We start from the raw sequence: 21,612 nt of genomic DNA on the forward strand, positions 1-21,612 counted from the left end.
TGATGATAGTGAGACCATTTTTGGGTTTAATCCTAAAAGTCGTCGGTGCAAGAACCCCTGCTAACACCTAGCTGACGGGGATTGTGGCCATTAACTTAGTCCACACCCATCGCCTGCGTTAGCCAGAGAATCTGGTTACGTCACCCCCACGAAGCTAGCAAGAACCTCACTGGAATGGCAACGTTTAATGACTATTGCTGATACGCGGCAGTTCACCGCTTTTATTGATGACGACGCTTCCGCAAACCAGCTATGCCTAACCCACCAAACAAGATGCCCAAGACCGTCCACCAAGTTGTAGGCGTTTCGTTGGTCTGTGGCAAGTTCGTGGCATGTTCATCCGTCAGGGACGCCTTAACCGCATCTGAGCGGCGACCGGATACCTTGGCTACCTTCGCCGCTTGAATCATCGCGCCATCACCGCCTCGTTTTAAGGTTGTCGTAGCTGTCGCTGGTTTGCCTGCAGGTGAATCTGGCTGAATGACAGCGCCAATACCGCCAGTCCGGCGCTTTAGGATGCCCTGTGCGCTACGCTTGGCCTGAATGTCAATCGTGGCGCCAGCGCCCTTCTTAACACCTTTGTCATTCGTGACGTGGTCAACGTCTGGGGCCGGATCAGTCGGGTCAACTGGGTCAGTCGGATCTGTTGGATCAGGTGTGCTTGGCTCAGTTGGGTCAGTCACATCCGGCGTACTTGGATCAGTGGTTGACCCACCGCCACCGGTCGTTGGTGCCACCACGTGTAAGGTGACTGTTTGTGTGACCCCATCATAAGTCAACGTCACCGGATAATCGCCGGCCTGGGTCAGGTCTGCCGTCCCCAGGTTCAGGGTGATCTCACTGGCAGAAACTGGCAACGCATTTGTATCAGTGGCAACCGCCTTAAAATTAACAACCGTTGGTGTCGCACCGCCGACAGTCATGGTGTAATCACTGGCAATCAACGTTGCGGCGACCGGATTGATCGTTAATCCAGTGGGCAACGTTATCGTGCTGACCTGATAATTCGGGTTCAACCCTTGTCTATTGACCACATACTGATACGTGCCAGCCGTTTCACCGAGTTGTCGGGTAATCGTTAGTCCTGAGTCAGTGACGACCTGATTAGCCATCGTCGTCGTTAAGGCGAACGCGGGATCCGTTGTACCGGCCGCCTTTTGGGTGTTGGGTACCGTGACGGTCAATTCCGCTGGCACAATCGTCAGAGTCGCCGTCGAGCCCAGCGAGCTCCAATCGAACAAATTACCAGCTGGTGTTTCCGCTAGTGTCCGTTCAATTGTAGCATCATCGATCACGACCGCATACTCTCCCGCGTCGCTGGTACTACCCGAGCTAACATTCGGAATTATTTCCAAGTCCCCCGCCTTTAACGTGTAGACAAAGCCGTTACTAAACGTCACGGTATACCCCGTTCCGTCAAGCACGGGTGTCTGTCCATTGTAGGTGACCGTCGCACTTCCTGTCAGTTGGAAATTGGCTTGGCGCTTTTGCACCGTGATAATGGCCGTCGCTGATTCACCTTCGTAACTATAGGTGACTTGGTAGGTTCCTGGCGTCTGGGTCATGGTATCAGCCGTGACTGTCCGCCCATCCTCGTCAGTGACCGGCTGGCCGTCCATATCGGTAATCGTCACGGTAAAGTTGTCCCACTCGCTTTCAGGAATCGCCGTACCGTCCGTCATCGTTGCAGAAACAATGTTATCGCTAGGAGACCAGCTATCACCGTACCAAACCGTTGAATTGGCCACTTGAATCTTAGGGTCATTTAACACAACCTGGTACTGGCCACTATACGTCAGGCCCGTACTGTCAGTCAGGGTCCAGTTAAACGTAAACGTGTTCACGCCATCAGGAATCGTAAACTGGCCATTGTTTTCAGTGACGCCATTGGTCAAACCAGTCAGTTTCAGGTCAGCATTGGTTGCCGCCCCAATCTGAGTTGTAAATAAATCATCGATCGTTTTGAGTTGATTTCTGCTAGTGAAGACCGTGACTGTCTGGTTGAGCGCCAAACTAGCGTTACCCGCGCCAACCGTTAGCGCATTGATTCGGTTGTAGCTAAAGGCATCAGTCCCCACCGCCGTGCTCGTGGGCACCTGAACACTCGTCAGCTGGTTGCCGAAGAAGGCTTCTTCACCAATTGTCGTGATAGCCGTCCCTGTTAAGTCAAGGTCACCAGCCAGCGCGTTGTAGGCAAAGGCATTATTGCCAATCGTCGCCAAGTTTGTGTTTAACTGTATCTTTTCTAAATGATTCCCCGCAAAAGCTAAATCTCCAATGGTCGTTAACGTTGCGGGCAGCTGCAATGTCCCGGTGAGCCCCGCATATTCAAACGCGCCAGTCTCAATGGTCGTCAGCGCCGCCGCTTCACTAGTATCAACGGTAAGGAGCGCCGCGTCATACGTGAAGGCGTTGGCCCCAACCGTGACTAAGCTAGCAGGTAAATTGATGCTACTCAATGACGAGTTCGCCAGAAAAGCCTGACTGCCGATACTTACCAAGCTAGCGGGTAAGGTCACGTTATCCAATTGAGTATCATAAATAAAGGCCGAATTGCCAATCGTTTGCAGCTGACTGTCCGGGGCAAACGTCACCAGGGTCAAGCCGCCGTTGGTATTGCCATCCGCATCTTTCGTCGTCATGGCCCCAAAGGCAAAATCACCGATGCTCCGCAAACTAGCGGGGAAGTCAACCTCCGTGATACCGCCATCATAGGTAAAAGCATAATTACCGATCGTTTGCAGACCGTTACCCAAGTTCAGAACGGCTAATGACGTATCCGCATTAAAGATGTTATCCCCGGCTTGGTAAGTTGAAAAGGCATAATCGCCAATTTGTTGGACACCATCCCCCAGAGTGACTGACACTAAGCCCGTGTCACCCGCAAAGGCGGCGGTCCCCATCGTCGTTAAGGTGGGGATGTTTAAGAGCGTTAAATTAGGATCCCCAGCAAAGGCCAAATCCCCAATCGACTGCAGTTGGGTAGCTTGACTGAAGTTGACGCTCGACAAATTTTCATTAAACTCAAAGGCACTCGGCCCAATCGTTTGGACGGTTTCCGGTAAACTCAGGTCGTAAATCCCCGTGCTCACAAAAGCGCCTTCGCCAATATTAGTCAGCGTATGGTTCTCACTAAGATCGACAACCTGAATATTATTCAGATAGCCAAACGCGTACGCCCCAATTGACGTGATACCGTTTCCAATAACCAACGTTGCCATATTCTGCGTCAAACTCGGTTGGTTAAAGAACGCACCCTCACCAATTGCCGTCACGTTATGGCTCACACCGTTGGCATCAGTCATCGTTGTCGGAATCACCACGGTGCTCGGCAACACTTCCCCGGATAGGCCGGCTAAGGTCACCGTCCCATCAGCGTTATTCGTGAAGGTAAAGTCACTCTGGTCCGTTGCTGGCAACGTCGCTGCCATTGAGGTAAAGGATGCCGCCATGGCCATCACTGGTGCCCCACTGGTCGGCGTCGTTGTCTTGTCAGTGCTGGCCCCTGTACCAGACTGAGAGCCAAGTGATGTTGCGTCTACGGCCGATTGGGCTTGGTCATCAGCTAATGATGCTGATGCTTGGCTAGCTGGTGCGTCACTTTCTGCATTGACGGTCGGCGCATTGGTCGTTGCGTCGTCGTCCGCTGGCGCTGAGGATGTTGGCTCTTCAGGCTGACTGGAAGATGTCTCTTCTGACGCGGCTGAGCTGTTCGTTGGCGCTGAACTCACAGAACCTTCCGTATCGGCATCAGTCTCCGCGGCGTGACTAGTTGCCGTTTCAGCCGCACCGTCCGCGTTCATGTCGCCAGCCGTAACGGAAGACCCACTCGCAGTTGAATTTCCAGCTGCCGCCACCGATTGTGCATTCGTGGTAACATTTTCACTCGTCGTCAATGCCACGCTCTTGGCCGTTGCACTTGCGTTTGTCGTTGTCCCCACTTGACTGCTGCTTGTACCCGCTGTGGTATCCGCATGAGCAATCTCCTGATCAGTCATCGCGCCAAGCCCCATCACAGCAACCGTAATCGCCGCGAAAACCCAGTGCTTGCCATCCTTGTACATTTTGTAATGCTGCTTCATTTGCATCGCTGCTTACCCCTCTCACAATTGGAGTTCTTTGTCCCCCAAAGCCTAGTGCTCATCAACTAAATGATTGGGTTATTACTGCCTCAACTTGTATTTTAGTGGCTCAACTGGTCGGTGCAACTAACTGCTATTTGTGACACCGAGTTAGCGCGCAATCCTTACCAATTCAACAATCATTTCTCACTAATGCGGTTCTAGTCATCAACAAATTAACGGATGCTTATTTTGTCGGCACAGTCACTGATTACCTGTCCTTACCCATAATGCAAATTGATGTTAGGGCTACTTTCTGGACCGAATTTCACAATTATTTTAAACACTATGTCTACTTTTCACCTTGTTATATGCCGTTACTATAGCATATTTTTAGGTGTAATCATAGTCGTAAACCATTTAAACTCACCATTTTCAATCAACTCAAAATATATTATCCCTTCATAGAAATCCATTGCACACTTATCACAAGCTGATAGTTTCAACGTAGGCACCTAATAACTGACCGTCTATGATTGGCGGCTACAACACGATATGATTACCTCATCAAATAAATTGGTGAGGTTTTTTCTACGTCTTGCTCAGTAGACGCCTCATCAACATTCGTGTGTGGGCCATTAGCTGTTGGGCTTTCATCAACATTGGTCTCAGTCGTTGAATCTGACGTTGTATCCTTGTTCAAAGCATTGTTTGCCGAATCAGCATCGTCCTGAGCAGTCCCATCAGTATCATGTGCAGTATCCGTCGCCACGATCGATGGTGATTTCGTAGTACCTGATCCTGCTGTGTCGCTTACTACCGGCGAATCAGACACATGAGTCGGTTCTGTGGTCCCTGACCCCTCAGTATCGTCAGGCGTACTTGACGTCTCCTCGTTTGCCGTATCTGATGTGGTTTGTTCGTCTGACTGCGGCGTGGCTTGTTTCCCGTTATCGCCCGCGTTTTTCAAGGCGACAGTCTTCTCAGTTGTTGCCGACCCAGTCGTTGGTGTTTCATCGGTAGTTGGCACCGTTGTCGTATCCGCATGAACGACCGTGCCTTGACTAACCATGGCTCCTAATCCCATGGCAGCAACCGTTACCGCTGCAATAACCCAGTGCTTCCCATCCTTGTACATTTTATAATGTTTCTTCGTCTGCATTAGTCCTTACCCCTTTTAAGGAAGGGATGCCACTCCCTAAACATCTAAACAAATTTTTCAATTTGTCTACTGCCCTAGTCTTTTTAATGCACAAGTCAAATAACGCGACTAATTTTAATTTGTGACACCAAATTGTATTTCAATCCCCGTCATTTAGCCGTTTATCTAACGAGTTATGCCATTTATACAATGAAATTATTAATATTTTATCCCCAAGAATTGCACTCGTCAACTAATAGTTTTAAATAATGTCAATTCAGTTAAAAAGATTGCTGCTTAATTAATTTGACATGTGGGTTATCGATTTTAATGCGAAAAATTGGTAAATAAAAAGCCCGCAACAATAATCGTTACGAGCTCGTTTAGAAACACATCAAAATTATATTATTTCGTATGACAACTCGACAGGGACCAGTAGAACCAATGCTACGATTGTTTTTTTCTGCATCCTGCCACCCTCCCTCGTCCCAATCAAGAAATCAACTATCTATCGACAACAAGTTTATCTACTTATAATCATCAATCGAGTAAGTAATACTATCCTCGTCAACATCCGTAAAAAACTTCACATGACCATTCCGATAGACATCAACGTACCCCCCACCATCAAAGCCTAACGTTTCCAATCTAACTAATTTCTTATTTTTAGTTGAGTAGAAGCGGCTTCGAGTGGCATCAACAGTGAGGTAATCATATTCATGTTGTACGAGATACTTTGTTCGCAATTTTTTCTTATTGGTTGTTGATTTCCAGAGCGTTCGCCGATACTTATAGGTCTTTACCTTAACCGCTCGTCCATTGCGGAAATAAATTTTAGTGGGGCGATTATCCATACTGATAATCAGTACTCTAACAATTTGATTTTTCTGGTTCTTAACCAGATAAGCGCGTTGTTGTAGCGATAAACTATCGTTAACACCGACACGATTCTTCGTTGCTTTCTTACTCTGAATCTTGGTGACGAGATGTTCATGCTTCTTTAACTTCAGCAGTTGTTTTCCTGGATCACGGTATTTCCCCGCAATAAGCGTATGCCGAGCCTTATAGACCCAGCCTAACTTTCGCCCCTTTGCGGTCTCTAAGTACACATAATGCAGATTCTTATGCGTAATCAGTTCCTTAGTCGCATACAATTGCTGGGTGGTCAACCGATCGAAGACGTGAGTGACATAAGTATATGCTTCCGTATACGCCGGTCGGTTCCAAATGCGATGACTATTCGGGTCAGCAACATAATATGGCTTCTTATGGGCATACGCCCACTCGGACTTAATCGTTTTGAATGGCCGAAGATCCTGACCACCGACGTATCCCAAGGAATCCGGTTTTTGTTTCCCTTCAAAACCGTGAGCTTCACTTACTGTATACATAACGACATGATAATAAGCGCCCTTAGTCGCTGTGATGATCTTGTCAATTCCAATAGTTTCACCCTTCTCACTAATATAATCGGCATATACACCGCCTTTAGTCCCAAACTCCCTTAAACTACGATAGAACTTAACCCGCTTATTTGCCATCTTATAAGCAATGTTAGGATTGCTGGGTTTGGTAGAAATAATATTTCCAACCGGTAACTCAACCTCTGATGATGATTTTGTTACTGATCTTTTACTTTCCGATAAGCTTTTTGAACTACTAGCAGACACTTTATTTTCTTGAGATGTACCATTTGCACATCCACCAATAACAATGCCCAGCATCGCTAAAACTATAATTGTCCTCTTTTTCATTTTTACGTCCCCCTTTCTCCAAATCTATAACCTTATGTAAACGAGACTGCAACGAACCCAAAAATCTAATTCGAGCCGATAACCAGTCCCGTCTGATTTCGTTAACTAATCGTACTCATGATATGGATACGTAATATTATCTTTCTGACCGCCAGTCACAAATTTCACTTGCCCTTTACGGTAAATCAAAACATAAGAATAGCCATCTGCTCCTAGAGTCAAGACTTTAACCAATTTTTTACTCTTGCTAGCGTAAAAGTGCGTACTAATTGCGGCAACACTTAAGTAAGAACCCACATGCTGTGCTAAATACTTACTCCGTAACTTTTTCTTATTGGTTGTCGATTTCCAGAGTGTGCGCCGATATTTATATGTCTTTACCTTAACCGCTTGTCCGTTGCGGAAGTAAATCTTGGTAGGGCGATTATCCATACTGATAACCAGAGCTCTAACAATCTGGTTTTTCTGGTTCTTAACTAAATAAGCGCGCTGTTGTAACGATAAGCTATCATTGACACCAACCCGATTTTTCGTTGACTTCTTACTTTGAACCTTGGTAACAAGATGTTCACCCTTCTTCAACTTCAGCAGTTGTTTTCCTGGATCACGGTATTTCCCCGCAATAAGCGTATGCCGAGCCTTATAGACCCAGCCTAACTTTCGCCCCTTTGCGGTCTCTAAGTACACATAATGCAGATTCTTATGCGTAATCAATTCCTTAGTCGCATACAACTGCTGGGTGGTCAACCGATCGAAGACGTGAGTGACGTAAGTATACGCTTCCGTATATGCTGGCCGGTTCCAAATGTGATGACTATTCGGGTCGGCAACGTAATATGGCTTCTTATGAGAATACATCCACTCGGACCTAATCGTTTTGAATGGCCGAAGATCCTGACCACCGACGTATCCCAAGGAATCTGGCTTTTGCTTCCCTTCAAAACCATGAGCTTCACTAACAGTATATTGAACGACGTGATAATAAACACCTTTAGTAGTCGTAACAACCCGATCAACTCCCAAAGTCCCTCCATTCACGCTGAAATAATCAGCATATACGCCTCCCTTGGTTCCAAACTCCTTTAAGCTGCGGTACACTTTAACCCGCTTATTTGCCATCTTATAGGCAATATTTGGATTATTAGATTTACTGGAAATAACATCTCCAACCGGCAATACTTTCTTCACACTACTAGTCTTAACGGACTGAACTGGCTTTTCACTGGAGCTACTCGCTACGGTTGGTTTACTTTCACTCGAACATCCAGCAACGAATAAAGTCATCGTCAATACAAAAATATAATTACCCTTATTCTTCATTTTTCTTCCCCTTGATTTAGGAAATTCCGAGGATTATTTTCTTCGCCTCTCAACCTTCCCAACTGCTTTTCATTTACCAAACTATTTAAAGTTGGCGTACGGATAAGTGATAATATCTTTGTACGGATGCGTAGCAAATTTCACCTTTCCATTACGATACACAATCGTTGTTGCTGATCCATCTGCTCCAATTGTCTTATTCTTAAATAATTTTCGGCTATTATGATTATAGAATGATGTCTTAGTAGCCGGCGTATCAATATAGGTGTGATGAGCAAGATATGAATGACGTAATTTCTTTTGGTTCTTGACTACTCGCCAAACTTTTCGGCGATAAGTATAACTAATCAGTTTGGTAACGCGCCCCTTTTTAAAGCTCAACTTAGTCGGCCGGTTATCCATCCCCATGACTAAAACCCGTCGAACTTGATGATTTTTTCCCTCAATCACATAAGCTCGTTGCGGCATTGACAAGCTATCATTGACACCAACACGGTTCTTAGTTGATTTCAATGACTGAACGTGAGTCAGCTTGGTTTCTCCTTGTTTTCTTTTAAGAAGTTTTGTACCTGGATCAACAAACCTCCCTCTTACCAACACTTTAGGTGATTTGTAAACCCAGCCTAACTTATGATTCTTGGCCTCCAAATAAACATAGTGAGAACCATTGTGCTTAATTAGCTCTTTTGTTGCGTACAATTGCTGATGTGACAATCTATCAAAGGTATGGGAGATATACGTATAGTGAACTGTATACGCGGGCTTCGTCCAAATTCGATGATTGCAAGGATAAGCCAAATAATAAGGACGGCGTTGCGAATACGTCCAGATTCGTGTTACTGGCTGAAATGGCGTAACATAACTTGCCTGAATGTATCCTTGATTTTCATAGGCTTTGCTCTCCGTTTTTGGAGTCACATCATTTTCAAAGCCACCGGAAATATAAGTCCCCATATGATAATAGGTTCCCTTCGTAGTAACGATTTTTTCAGTAGCACCGATTGTTAAATTAGAACCATGAACTGTCTGATAATCCGAATAAAATCCCGATTTCTTACCGAATTCTTTTAAACTACGATAAAAAATAGCCTTCTTATTCGTCACTTTATAGGCATCATCAACATTCATTTTTTCCCGAGAAACAATTTTTCCAACTGGAAACTTAACCTCTGATGATGATTTTGTTAAATATTTTTTGTTTTCAGATGAACCCCTCGAACTGCTAGCAGATACTTCATTTCTTTGTGATGTGCTATTAGCACATCCCCCGACAATGATACCTAACGTCGCTAAAATTATAATTGTTCGTTTTTTCATTGCTATGCCCTTCTTGTGTTAATTAACCGTCCGATTTGTCCTAGCTGCTTCCGCAATTCTATTCATAATGAGATACCCATGTCCTTGAGCAGTTATCCCCATTCCTTCAGATTCGCGATGGAATTTAGAACTTAAGACCGTAAAATTCACTTGCTTTTGAGAAATTTTATGTCCTAGCTTTTTGATAGGAAAGGACATATACGCATTATCATACACTATAAATATTCTACTTCCTTCTTTCGTTTTACCATACGAAAGGCCTTGACTCACACTTCCCAGTGAATTAGATACCTTCTGTATAAGCTTAATATGTGCAGACTTTCCCGTTAAGTACCCTTTATAAATATAAGCAGATTTTCCAACTGACTTATTAAAACCTCTGTAGAAATTTTGATCGGGTATAAACTTCTTCCCATTAACTCTTTTGGTATACATTTTCATTCTATTTTTAGGTCTCTGTTTACCGCCATACATTTGGGTAAAATAAAACTTATTAGACCCATCGAAAGTTAGATCATGCATTTGTAAATATCGATATGCTTTAACATTTCCTCCGTTATATTCATACCTCAACATTCTGATGTTAAGCCGCCATACTTTTACTGGTCGCAACTTTGATAAACTAATTTTCTGCAAACTGAACGGATGTCTGCTTCGACTATCATGATCACTTGCTAATCGATAACTAGCATTGTAAAGACTCTTTTTCTTCGCGTTATACGCAAAACTTTGGCCGTGTCCAGCTTGATACATGGGTCCAAAAGTCACAGCCGAATAAATCTTGTAATTAGTTGCACTTAGGTGTTTTTTGGCCAACTTTTTTCTCTTATTCCGAGTACTCTTCTTATTGTGCATCGTATACAGATATTTTTTACTTTTCTGTAAGGCCAGTACAATTTTGTTATGTTTTCCTCCTTTATTTACTATCGAATTAAGCATTGATAAGTTATATTTAATAATTCGACCCTTTCGCCGATTTTGCGCTCCTCTATGTTTCCTCAAGTATTTCTTTGTGTGCTTATACGTCATCTGAATGTATAATTTTCCATGAACAATTGCAACGCCTTGTGGTTCTGCATGACGTCCAATGAATCGAATATGATGATATCCTCCTCTGCTTGCACCATCAATTAAAAAACCATAACGTCTCAAATAATACTGAGTCCCTTTTTCAGCAACTATTTCGCGCCCAGAATAATTAGCATTTTTCCCAGTCAATCTTTGGGCTTGGTACTTCGTTGGCCTTGATCTTGGTCGATACCATTTTTTTGTAATATTTAATGTGGGTACCTTCTTCTTTGGCGCAGAGTTCTTAATTGTTACGGTCTTGTGCACCACCGTAACCTTTTTTGACTTAGCATCACTAAAACTCATTGGAGCTACCAAACAGAAAATTATTGATAAAGTAATTGCTCTTAATACTACTCGTTTAATCATCATTTTCCTCATCCCGCTTTTTTACGATTGCCAACACTGATCCAAACATAACGCCTATCAAGCCCAAAATAACTCCAACTAATGACTGACTCTCGCCAGTTTGTGGCAAGTCTTCTTCGGTCTTTCCAGCGGCTGTACGCTTTTCACTGACCGCTAGGTTAATAGCACTGTTAGCAACATGGCTGTCCACCAGACTTCGACTCCCCTGAACAGCCTTAACGTTGTCGCTATGTGCCGCCAACCAATCTCGTTGTTGCGTTGCTGAGAGCGTCACAAAATCCGCTGGTATGCGATTGCCTTCGTGTAGATGGTAAGTTATCTTGTCTGATTGCTTACCACTCCGATTATAGTCAATGACCTGCCAACGATTATTACCAAGGTACGTTACTTTCTGAGTACCGGTAACGTGCCCACTCATGGCAGAGCTAGCCTCTGGTTCGTCATCATAGTACTGTTCCCGATACTGTCCATAAGTCTTCGTCGTTAGGCTAATGAGCTGGTGTTGTTTAATCACGCCTAGGCTGGTCCACTTCAACGTTCCACCGAAAGTTAACTGTTGAACGTACGATTGGCCATTTCCAGCCTTGTTAGCTACAATCAGTTGCGCATTCAAGGCGCCGTACACGTTGCTCTTAAAAATCCATCGGTTGTTACCAACTTTGATTGTCGCATTCTTGGTCAGTTTAAAATTATGCTTGTTGTAGACTTGCTTGCCCTTGACATTTTTGACGGTAATCTTAACCTGATTTGGATTACTGCTATCGTAGATTGTCGTGTAACCATTGGGCCATTCCTGAATAGCCTGGCGAAAACCATATTCACCATTCACCGAGAGTGCTGAACTTCTTAAGCCAGTCACCGCGCTCTTCGTATCAATATATTGCTTGACCTCACGCCCATTGGCACTGACTATGGCACGATCTGCCACCGGTAAGGTCTTGCTATTCAAGTGTGCAATGGTGATTGCACCATTCTTAGAGATGGATACCTTGATTTTCTCCCCCGTATTACTGGTGATTGTCACGGATTTTCCCTTTAGTACCGTCGCTTGTTGATGGAAAGTATCGACGTCAATATCATCGTCTAGGGTTCCCACTAGGTATTTCCCATTGGGTTTAATCAGGACCGTGGTCGTCTCTTCACGGTTCCCTGGATGGACCTGCATAACCCCAATTAACTTGTCCAGACCATTAAAGACTGGAATCGTTTGTGACCCATCATAATTATCGTAGTTCTGATTCCAAGCCTGCTTATACCGCAACGTAATCGTTCGGTTTTCCGCGTAGGTCCCCGTCAACAGAGACTTGGCCCCCGAATAGATTTCACTCCATTGAGGAACGTCCAACACGGACAACTGGTAAGGGTCGTTATACAAGCCTTGAATCGTCCGCTTCAAGCCCAATTCCTTGTCTAAATCATTATCATAATTGTCAATATCACGAATCTTGATGGTAATCGTCTTGGCCTGGTAGTGGAAGATGATGGCTGTCGGATTAGCCACATACGTGCCGGTGACGTGTTCCACTGACTTCAGGTCGTACCCCGTCAACGTGCGCTTCAAGCTATTGGCGTCATACTGCGTGGTTAACCGGCCCGTTAGACTAGTAGCGGGCGAAATTTCCTTGCCCCGTTGGTCCACGAATTTGACTGGAATGGTGACCGTCAATGGCGCGTATTCGTAGATTGCCGGTTGATTCTCATCGGTAAAAGTTCCACTGGTCCGGACTTGACCGACCAGTCGATAATTATCAAGCGTAAGTGCACTGGTCGTGTAGGACGTCCCATAGATCAGTCGCTGCCGCTGGTCAGGGGCGACTGGCGTGGTTGTGCCTTGAATATAGTAATGCGTCACTAAGTAATGCTTCTTATCGACCATCGTCGTGACCGAATTGGACGCCTGCGTGTCCCCATCGATAGTGGTTGCCACCTGAAAGTTCAGCTGCTGCACCTGATCCGTCTGGGGAACGTTCATGGTTAATTGCAAGGTATACCGGTGACCATAGAAGGCACTATTCTGCAGGGCGTCCGCATTGACCGTAGCCTTGAAGGCCTGTCCGCTGCTGGCATTAGTAAAGTACTGGGTAACATCATTGCCGACTTCATCCAGAACTTTGAAACCAGTAATCGTCGTATTCTGCGGTAACGTGCCCGTCAAGGTCACACTGCCATAGTAGAACTGCGCCCACTCATCTGGGATGACCTGATTCAGATTGTACGTGTACGTCGATTCGCCATCCTTTACCGTATCTCGTAAAACAGTCGTCTCATCACTATCACTAACAGTCACGGTGGGCGTAACCGTAGCCGTAGCTAAAGGCTTTTGCGGAATATAGTTGACACCCCACGCCGTCATCTTGGTTGGCACGGAGCCGTCTAAGCCATCGCTGTAGCGAAAAGTCAAAGCACTCTGATTGGTATATGTAAACGTCAACATGGAGTATTTGCCATCGGAAGGCGTATTCCCAGAATCAGGTGACACTAATGTTAAGTAGCCATTGTTCTCCGTATAGCGTAGCCAGTTATCCGTTTGCCCACTCAGGGGATCCGGGCCCTCGGGAATGTAGACGTTATCAATATTGGCCCACTGGCTATCCGTAATGCTGACGGTTTGATTGCCGTCGATGTCGGTCAGTGTCAATAATCCCGTCACGTTTTCGGCGGCGCCAGAATCGCTTCGGACAAATTGGTACTTCACATCACCCCAGCCGGCACCCCGAAAGTTCGAATAGATCATCGTGGTGTACGTTTCCACGTACGCTGGGTCCGTCTCCGACAAACGACCCCAATCCGTGTAGAGAATGTTCATGTCCATGCTGTGACCCTCGGCATCGAAGCCAACGTTCGTGTACTTAAAGCCCACCGCACCCTTGGTAGCCGTGGCCAAGTCAGCCGCAATCGTATTCTTCTTGGTGACCGACTTTTCTGTCCCAATTACCGATACAGCCGTCGTACCGCTCCCATTGAACTTGGGAATAAACGCATACTTGCCAGCCAACTTCTGAGTGCCATCGGGCGTCACCGCCTTCGGATTCTCAGCAATCGGCGTTGCACTGGCATAATCGGTTTGCGTGGTCGTGTCATTGACCGGAGACCCAGACTGCGTTTCATCAGTAGCAGTTGGTGCAGCATCATCCGCTGGCACATTACTGCGCACTAGGTCCTTAGCCGCTTGTTTGGGCGCTGTCGGTTTCTCTGGCAGTGCGTTTCCAGTAGTCGAAGCCGATTCCGGGTCAGCTGATTGCTGATCCTTATCGGAATCAGGATCGACAGGTTGCTTTGAGGTATCCGGCTGGCTAATCGGCGCGTCGTCTTCCGCCGACTTACCATTTGCCAAAACCACGCTGTTTGCTGGTCGGACCGCCGTCTTCTGAGCAAGTGGTGTTGCGTCCTGCGCCGGTGTGGTATCCGTATCATCACCCGTAGCGGCCTTGGCGGACGTCACGCCTAGACTAACACTCAGTAAGATGGTTCCAGTTAGTAGTCCGTAGTTTAGCGACTTTGTACATTTTTTTTACGTGAAGACTATTATGGTTGTTTACCTTTGTTCTCCCGTTGCTCATTTGTTGAGCCCCCTACTAAAATAGTGTTTCGACCCCTGGTAGCCGGCAATCGGCTGATAGTTCACTGAATTTACTGGTACACCGCTCTCACTTTAACCTCACAGATTTAATTTGGTGGGGTCAAGCAATATTGCTCTTAAATTCACATGAATTAATCTGTGACATCCCCGATTCACGAATATCCCCGAGCGTATCAGTCTTATTGGCCATTATTTCCGATTCTTAGAATCCCAATAAAGTCGAATTATTACATTTCTTATATTGCACCTCCCTTAAACTAATTGCAAGATAATATGACAAAAATATTTCAAAAGTTGATTATTTTAATGACCGGTTATTCGGCTGGCTATTTTCCTATACTCTTACTAACGAAATTCAATCGAGTTTTGTAACTCTGATTGAACATCCTTAAGAAAAAGATAATATTTCTCTTTAAACCAAAAAAAGTCCGAGACCCACGTCCCGAACTCATTAGTATTTAATTCTCTCGCCGGAACGTCCGGTGTCCCAATAGCACCAGACCACCGATGATAATTTCTGCCGCGCCAGCAAACATAATCACGCCAAGACCACTACGGCCAATCGCCGTTAATAGGTTGTTAACCATCTGGCTAGTCCCGGTCAGGACGAATGGTAAGAGGAAATACCCTCCGACCCCCACTAAGACTGTCAGTAAGCCACCCAAGGCCAACCCGGGGCCCAGGCTACCAAAGACGTGGTGCACACTCAACGCGTAGAAGAACGTCACGATCAGCAGTAAGACTGCCGCTAGCATAGCCCAAAAATTCAGCTTTTTAGCCCGTTGAATCTGGATCGCAGCTTGTTGCATTGCCGGCGTGTTAAATGCCGCCTTCGCCCGTTTTTGGGCCTCTTGGCTGACCTGGCTAAGCAACTTACTGGATGCTGTGACACCTAAGGCCTGTGCCTGACTGCTGACGGCCGCTGACAAGTCAGTTGTGCCGACAGCCGTGGCCGTTTCACCATACAACTGAGCCACGCCCACCGCTAAATACGGCTGGGCCACGCCAGACGTGATCGGTGCACCCGAGATTCCCAGGTTTTCCAGGTCGTCGTTCAAATGATTGATGACCTTTTCACCGTAGCTTGACCTAGAGACCACGCCAGCGGTGTAATTTGCATTGAAAACCGTCAGTCGTAAACCGACTGTGACGGTCAATAAAAGTAGTAAGAAAGCGACCCACCGTGCCAGCGCTGGTCGGCGTTGATACGCAGTTGGTGACGCTGGCTGTTGTTGTGGTTCCGGCTCCTCATTGGCATGGTAGCGCGCCATACGGCTATTTTGACTCATTAGAACCACCTCCCGTTACCCAATATGATTTGCTTATCATTGTAGCACATCTAGATTTCAGTTTGATTAACTCTGGCTTAATCATACGGAAACTTACAGATTTGTTTGTCAAAAGCTGCCAGATGAAAATCGCAACTCACGACGTTAAGATTAGTCGTTACAGCCTCTCAGTAAAGACTATCTGTAGACAGACGAAAAGGTTTTGGAAACACTGCTCCAAAACCTTTTCGTCAATTGTTTATTTCGTCGAACTCCGCTTCATTAACCCGTAAGGCAAGATGACGGTGTTCTCTTCAACCGTTTCATTGTTCATTAATTTCGTCAGTAAACGCATCGCTACGGCACCGATATCGTACAGTGGCTGCGTGATGGAGCTCATCTTTGGCCGAACCAGTTCCGTCAGCTTGGTATCGTTGCTGGTGATGACTTCAAATTCACCAGGAACGTCCACACCAGCGTCGGTCAAGCCGTTCATGACCCCAGCGGCCAATTCGTCGTCACCAACAAAGGCAGCGGTCGCACCGGCAGCGCTCAATGCGGGTTCCAGGGATTGCCCCGCCTTGTAGGTGTAGTCCGTTTCAAAGACCAGCTTGTCGTCGTAGGCAATGCCAGCGTCCTTCAAGGCCTTCTTGTAGCCTTTCAACCGGTAATCGTGGTTGATGGCTTGGTCCATTGAGCCGGAAACAAAGGCGATCTTTTGGTTGCCATGGTCGATCAGGTTCTTAACGGCTTCCGCAACTGCGGCCACGTAGTCGATGTTAACGCTAGGTTGTGCCTTTTCAGCATCCACAGACCCCGCTAAGACGACGGGTGCCTTAGAGCGTTTGAACTCTTCACGCAATTCGTCGGTCACTTGGTTCCCCATGAAAATGATGCCATCAACTTGCTTGGCCATTAAGGTATTCAGGACTTGAACTTCCTTGCCGCCGTTTTCATCGGAGTTGGTCAAAATAATGTTGTACTTGTACATCATCGCAATATCGTCGATCCCCCGTGCTAATGAGGAGAAGTAGATGTTGGTGACGTCGGGAATGATAACCCCCACAGTCGTCGTTTTCTTACTTGCCAGTCCCCGAGCAACAGCGTTTGGCCGATAATCAAGTCGGTCAATAACTTCTAAGACTTTCTTTCGTGTAGCTGGCTTAACATTGGGATTGCCATTAACCACCCGCGAGACGGTGGCCATGGAGACCGCCGCTTCGCGTGCCACATCGTAAATTGTAACTGTTTGTTTTTCCATAGCGATAGCCCTTTCTTTCTTGTTTTAATTTGTTTTCATTCGTTTTCAAGCAACTTGACCAGTATACAGAAAGTCAATCAGGGACGCAACATTGAAAACGCTTTCATCTCAAAGAATACCTTAATTTCATCGAACTTTCAAGATGAAACTCTCATATGCGATAACCTTTGTGGGAGACATAGTTTACTATAGGTCTTTTTATCCGCGTTGTTAAGCCGTTTACAGAAAATGATTTCAATGGTCGCCTGATAAAATAAAATCCGAAAAATTTCGGACGCCTAGTCATTTTCAAGGATTGCCACGCCCCAACCCCCTCTCGGAATATGAGTAGCGCTATGCTATAATTAACACATCTTTTAAAGGGGTGATTGAATGACAAAACTCGAACAGATTCAGCGATGGACAGCAGAACACCACGCCAGCATGACTTATCTCAGCAATCCCAAAACGATCCAGTACTTAACTGGCTTTGGGAGCGACCCGATCGAGCGGGTACTGGCACTCGTCATCTTCCCGGACCAAGACCCGTTTATCTTTGCGCCCGCCTTGGAAGTCGAAGTCATTAAAGCAACCGGCTGGCAATTCCCAGTCATTGGCTACCTAGACCACGAAAACCCTTGGGCCATGATTGCGGACCAAGTCAAGCAACGCCACGTGAACCCCGACCACATTGCTTTGGAAAAGGGCCAACTCCAAGTTGCCCGGATGGAAGCTTTGGCCGCACAGTTCAGTGACCCCCACTTTGACCTGGACATCACCAGTTTCATTGAACATATGCGCCTGATCAAGTCTGCCGAAGAAATCAAGAAGCTAGAAATCGCCGGTAAATGGGACGATTTCGCCTTTGAACATGGTTTCGCTGCGGTAAAGGCCGGCAAGACGGAACAATCCGCCGTGGCCGAACTGCAATACGCCTTGATGAAGGAAGGCATTATGGAAATGTCCTTCGGCAGTCTGGTCCAAGCCGGTGCGCACGCCGCTGAACCACACGGGGCTACCAACGCAACGAAATTTGAAAACAACGAATTAGTCTTATTTGACCTCGGGACCGTTTACGACGGTTATATTTCCGATGCCTCACGGACAGTTGCCTTGGGAACACCAACGGCGAAGGAAAAAGAAATCTACGACGTTTGTCTGGAAGCCCAACTGACGGCCCAAGCCGCTGTGAAGCCCGGACTGACCGCCGCTGAATTGGACAAAATTGCCCGTGACATCATCACCAAGGCCGGCTACGGCGAATACTTCATTCACCGTCTCGGCCACGGGATGGGCATGAGCGATCATGAATTCCCATCCATCATGGCGGGCAACGACCTGGTCTTAGAACCCGGCATGTGCTTCTCCATCGAACCCGGCATCTACATCCCGGGTGTCGCCGGCGTCCGCATCGAAGACTGCGTCCACGTCACTGAAGACGGCAGCCTACCATTCACCCACACCTCAAAGGAACTGACTTACGTGGGTTAAACACAACTGTTCACTGGGTCCACAACTGTTTGGGTTGTGGACTTTTTTATGTCATCTTCTATCGCCTGCGGCTAAGGCAACAAAGCCCTCAGCCAACGCGGTTGTTCCTCAGTAAACTGTGACCAACTCTCATTGTCGCTGACCACAACTACCGTAGCCGAGAGTTCGCTAAATATGGGCTCAGCCGTGGGAGTTCCTTTAGCAGCGCGGTTCATGCTGCTTAGGAAACTGGCGACTTTGAGACGCGGTCTTCGGCTCGAAGTCGAGGAGACGAGACCGCTCTTTGGCTCGTCCCGCCGCCCACAGCGTTCCGGCCCATATTTAGCGAACGGTAGGCGGCTAGCATTGCCAGTGGCAGCCGCAGGCGACCGCCCAACCCAATCCAGTTTGCCGACAAAATAAAAAAGCCGCGGCCGGGGCCGTGACTTGGTGATACGGGATTAAACTGGCTTGTCTGCGGATGGTTCGTCTGCGGCGGGCTTTTCGTCGCTGGTCGTGTCGTCTGCAGTTTCATCAGCAACGTCGTCAGTCGTCTCAGTGGCTGTATCATCAGCGGCATCATCGTCTGGCAGGTCGCTCACATCATTGCTGCTCAATACGATGTCGTCATCGGCATCTGCGGCTGTTTCATCATTGCTGGCGTCTTGCCATGCGGGTGCGTCCGTCTTGCCGGCCAACCGGTCGTCTAAGGCGGCCTTGAAGTCATCGGCGGCATCGGCGGCGTAGAACGCGTAGTCTACTGCCCGATCCTTTAAAGCGTTGTACCGGTCACGAGCGGCATCTTTCAACGCTTCACGTTGTTCCAAATCTAGCGTGTGATAAGCCGCGTAGGCCACGCCACCCAATACCAATCCTGCTAATAATTTGTGTTTTGCCATCTTCATGACTTCCTTTCCGTAAATAACCTATTCTTTATGCTTACGATTCTTGTATAAATCAAATGCGGTCTTGCCCACGCGAGCGGCCAGCGACGTCTTGGCCGTGGCTTTAGCGGTCTCCCCCACGCGGTCGGTTAAATTGCGGGTAGCTGTGTTCAAATCAGAAACACTCTCACCCAAATCAGCGGCGGCTTGGAATACTGGATCAATGGTCGCAACTTTCTTATTCACGTCTTCCAACAGCTCGTTGGCATTGGCCATAATATCTTCGGCCTGGTGACTAATGACGTCCACATCTGACGTCATCGTCTTCATTGAGCGATTGACCTCACTCAACGTTTTATTCATTTTTACTAAGAACATGCCAATGAAGAGAACCAAGATTAGAAACGCAATTGCTGCAATCAGGCCCGCTACTTGTCCACCGGTCATGACAACCCCTCCTTTTGCTCGTTACTTACCAATAGAATAGCATTCTCAGCGCTTACACGCAATTAATACCCCGATTCTGATTGGTTTTCTTTGGCAAGACTAGTAAAATAAGGTTTACGGCGCGGCGAGTTCGCCGTATTCTGATATTTAGCAAAGGAGGCTCGTCTCGTGACGGACCTAATCACCACTTCGGCCACCTCTTCTAAGTGGCTCCAACATTACTTAAGTACTTTCGACTGGGAAAAAGTGCTGCACCTGATTACCAGCCGTTTTCTCAGCTTGCTCTTCTTAACGATCTTATTTCTGGTCATTAACGTCATCGGCCGCTGGATCCTGAATCGCAGTTTCAAACGCTACCTGGCCCCTAAAGAAGGCCCTAGCAACCGGCTGCAGACCATCAGCATGCTGACAATGAATCTCTTTCACTACACCATCATCTTCTTTTGGGCGTACGCCATACTGTCCACCCTGGGCGTCCCGATTGGCACGTTGGTCGCCGGTGCCGGAATCTTCAGTCTGGCTTTAGGGCTGGGCGCACAGGGCTTTGTCAGCGACCTGGTCACCGGGATCTCGATCCTACTCGAACAGCAATTTGACGTTGGCGACACGGTTAAAATCGGCCTGATTGAAGGAACGGTGTCGGCCATGGGGCTGCGGACCACTCAGGTCACGTCGGCGGATGGGACCGTGAACTTCATCCCCAACCGCAACATTACCATCGTGGCCAATCGCTCGCGCAACGATATGCACGCCACCATCAATATCCCCATTGCGTCCACTACGCCCGTCGAACAACTACCGGAGATTATCCGGGCCACGAATACGCGGCTATTACCGGAACATCCCAGTGTGGTGGGCGACCCCGTGATTACCGGCGTCGTGACCCTGCCAACCGGCGAACTGGTCTACCAGATCACGCTGGTCACTAAGAACGGCAGTCAATACAAGCTTCAGGCAACCTTTTTGACAGCCTACCTCAAGGCGATTCGTGAGGCTGGCATCACCCTGCCGACCCACGCACCGCTTGCGGGAAAGTGATCTGTTTGGGCTACTTGACTTGTTTTTCCGACTAATGATAGGTTGCACTGGCCGCCTACCGTCCGCCAAATATGGGTTGGAACGCTGTGGACGGACCAGACCGAGCCTGAAAAGCGGTCTCGGCTTCGCTTTGAGCCGAAGAACACGTCTCAAAGTCGCCAGTTCCCTAAGCAGCATGAACCAGGCTGCTAAGGGAACTCCCACGGCTGAACCCATATTTGACGAACTCTCGGCTACAAGGATGCTTGCCAACAATAATCGACTTAACCCTCTGGCAATTACCCCCCCAATACAGCGAGGTGTCAACTTTGGAGCCTGACGAGCCTTGCTAGCTTTTCCAGCGACCTGGAAGCCAACTTTCAACAGATATTTTTGTACTTGCAACCCCTAGTAACCAATTAAAAAGTCGTGATGTCTCAGCCAAACTACTTGGCAAAGACCTCGCGACTTTTTTCTAAGTGTTTATTTAGCGGTCCAGCCGCCACCAGTCGATCGTACTGAACATGACTAGCACGAACAGAATCAAAAACGACCAGTAGCTACCCGCACCCGTGGCGGCCATGATGGCCAAGCCAATCGTGAACAGCCATAAAATGCCGATTAAAATGCCTAAGACTACTTTCAAAGTGGTCCCTCCTCATTACGTTACGGGCCA

Annotated in this window: 14 protein-coding genes; 2 read left to right on the top strand and 12 right to left on the bottom strand. The window is 47.2% G+C overall.

The features are described from left to right. Window positions 1-221: 221 nt before the first annotated feature. From NGM66_RS04905 to ccpA, 9 genes are all read right to left on the bottom strand, one after another. On the bottom strand, window positions 222-4,088 hold the full coding sequence (locus NGM66_RS04905; RefSeq protein ID WP_208910008.1) for a leucine-rich repeat protein: 3,867 nt from the start codon (window positions 4,086-4,088) through the stop codon (window positions 222-224). A 532-nt stretch (window positions 4,089-4,620) separates the two neighbouring features. Continuing rightward, on the bottom strand, window positions 4,621-5,223 hold the full coding sequence (locus NGM66_RS04910) for a KxYKxGKxW signal peptide domain-containing protein (protein ID WP_208910009.1): 603 nt from the start codon (window positions 5,221-5,223) through the stop codon (window positions 4,621-4,623). 506 nt (window positions 5,224-5,729) lie between these two features. Next, on the bottom strand, window positions 5,730-6,956 hold the full coding sequence (locus tag NGM66_RS04915; protein WP_208910011.1) for a hypothetical protein: 1,227 nt from the start codon (window positions 6,954-6,956) through the stop codon (window positions 5,730-5,732). Window positions 6,957-7,061: 105 nt separating this feature from the next. Next, entirely contained in the window at window positions 7,062-8,276 is a 1,215-nt protein-coding gene (locus NGM66_RS04920) for a hypothetical protein (RefSeq protein WP_208910013.1), read from the bottom strand. Between the two features lie 81 nt (window positions 8,277-8,357). Beyond that, the gene (locus NGM66_RS04925) at window positions 8,358-9,593 is read right to left on the bottom strand and encodes a GW dipeptide domain-containing protein (protein WP_208910014.1); all 1,236 of its coding nucleotides are present in this window, start codon (window positions 9,591-9,593) and stop codon (window positions 8,358-8,360) included. Window positions 9,594-9,611: 18 nt separating this feature from the next. Next, window positions 9,612-11,033: a hypothetical protein gene (locus NGM66_RS04930; RefSeq protein ID WP_208910015.1), complete on the bottom strand. Its 1,422-nt coding sequence runs from the start codon at window positions 11,031-11,033 to the stop codon at window positions 9,612-9,614. After that, the gene (locus NGM66_RS04935; RefSeq protein WP_208910016.1) at window positions 11,023-14,472 is read right to left on the bottom strand and encodes a MucBP domain-containing protein; all 3,450 of its coding nucleotides are present in this window, start codon (window positions 14,470-14,472) and stop codon (window positions 11,023-11,025) included. The genes NGM66_RS04930 and NGM66_RS04935 overlap by 11 nt, the downstream gene beginning before the upstream one ends. Window positions 14,473-15,068: 596 nt before the next feature. Next, entirely contained in the window at window positions 15,069-15,899 is an 831-nt protein-coding gene (locus tag NGM66_RS04940) for a hypothetical protein (protein ID WP_208910017.1), read from the bottom strand. Window positions 15,900-16,137: 238 nt separating this feature from the next. Then, window positions 16,138-17,139, bottom strand: a complete 1,002-nt coding sequence (gene ccpA / locus NGM66_RS04945) for a catabolite control protein A (RefSeq protein ID WP_208910018.1) — start codon at window positions 17,137-17,139, stop codon at window positions 16,138-16,140. 372 nt (window positions 17,140-17,511) lie between these two features. Between ccpA and NGM66_RS04950 the strand changes: the two genes are divergently transcribed. Then, entirely contained in the window at window positions 17,512-18,609 is a 1,098-nt protein-coding gene (locus NGM66_RS04950; protein ID WP_208910019.1) for an aminopeptidase P family protein, read from the top strand. Between the two features lie 440 nt (window positions 18,610-19,049). Here NGM66_RS04950 and NGM66_RS04955 read toward each other — a convergent pair whose 3' ends face one another. Together NGM66_RS04955 and NGM66_RS04960 are read right to left on the bottom strand one after the other, a co-directional pair. Continuing rightward, window positions 19,050-19,487 (bottom strand): hypothetical protein, encoded by a 438-nt coding sequence (locus NGM66_RS04955; protein ID WP_245155246.1) that lies wholly within the window; start codon window positions 19,485-19,487, stop codon window positions 19,050-19,052. A gap of 27 nt (window positions 19,488-19,514) precedes the next feature. Further along, entirely contained in the window at window positions 19,515-19,919 is a 405-nt protein-coding gene (locus tag NGM66_RS04960; protein ID WP_208910021.1) for a DUF948 domain-containing protein, read from the bottom strand. Between the two features lie 168 nt (window positions 19,920-20,087). On the opposite strand from NGM66_RS04960, the gene NGM66_RS04965 reads away from it, so the two are divergent. Continuing rightward, window positions 20,088-20,957 (top strand): mechanosensitive ion channel family protein, encoded by an 870-nt coding sequence (locus tag NGM66_RS04965; protein WP_208910023.1) that lies wholly within the window; start codon window positions 20,088-20,090, stop codon window positions 20,955-20,957. Window positions 20,958-21,423: 466 nt separating this feature from the next. Here NGM66_RS04965 and NGM66_RS04970 read toward each other — a convergent pair whose 3' ends face one another. Beyond that, window positions 21,424-21,582, bottom strand: coding sequence for a hypothetical protein (locus NGM66_RS04970; protein WP_164505636.1), 159 nt, complete (start codon window positions 21,580-21,582; stop codon window positions 21,424-21,426). Window positions 21,583-21,612: the final 30 nt, after the last annotated feature.

It is taken from the genome of Levilactobacillus yiduensis (assembly GCF_024718525.1).
Classification (GTDB): Bacteria; Bacillota; Bacilli; order Lactobacillales; family Lactobacillaceae; genus Levilactobacillus; species Levilactobacillus yiduensis.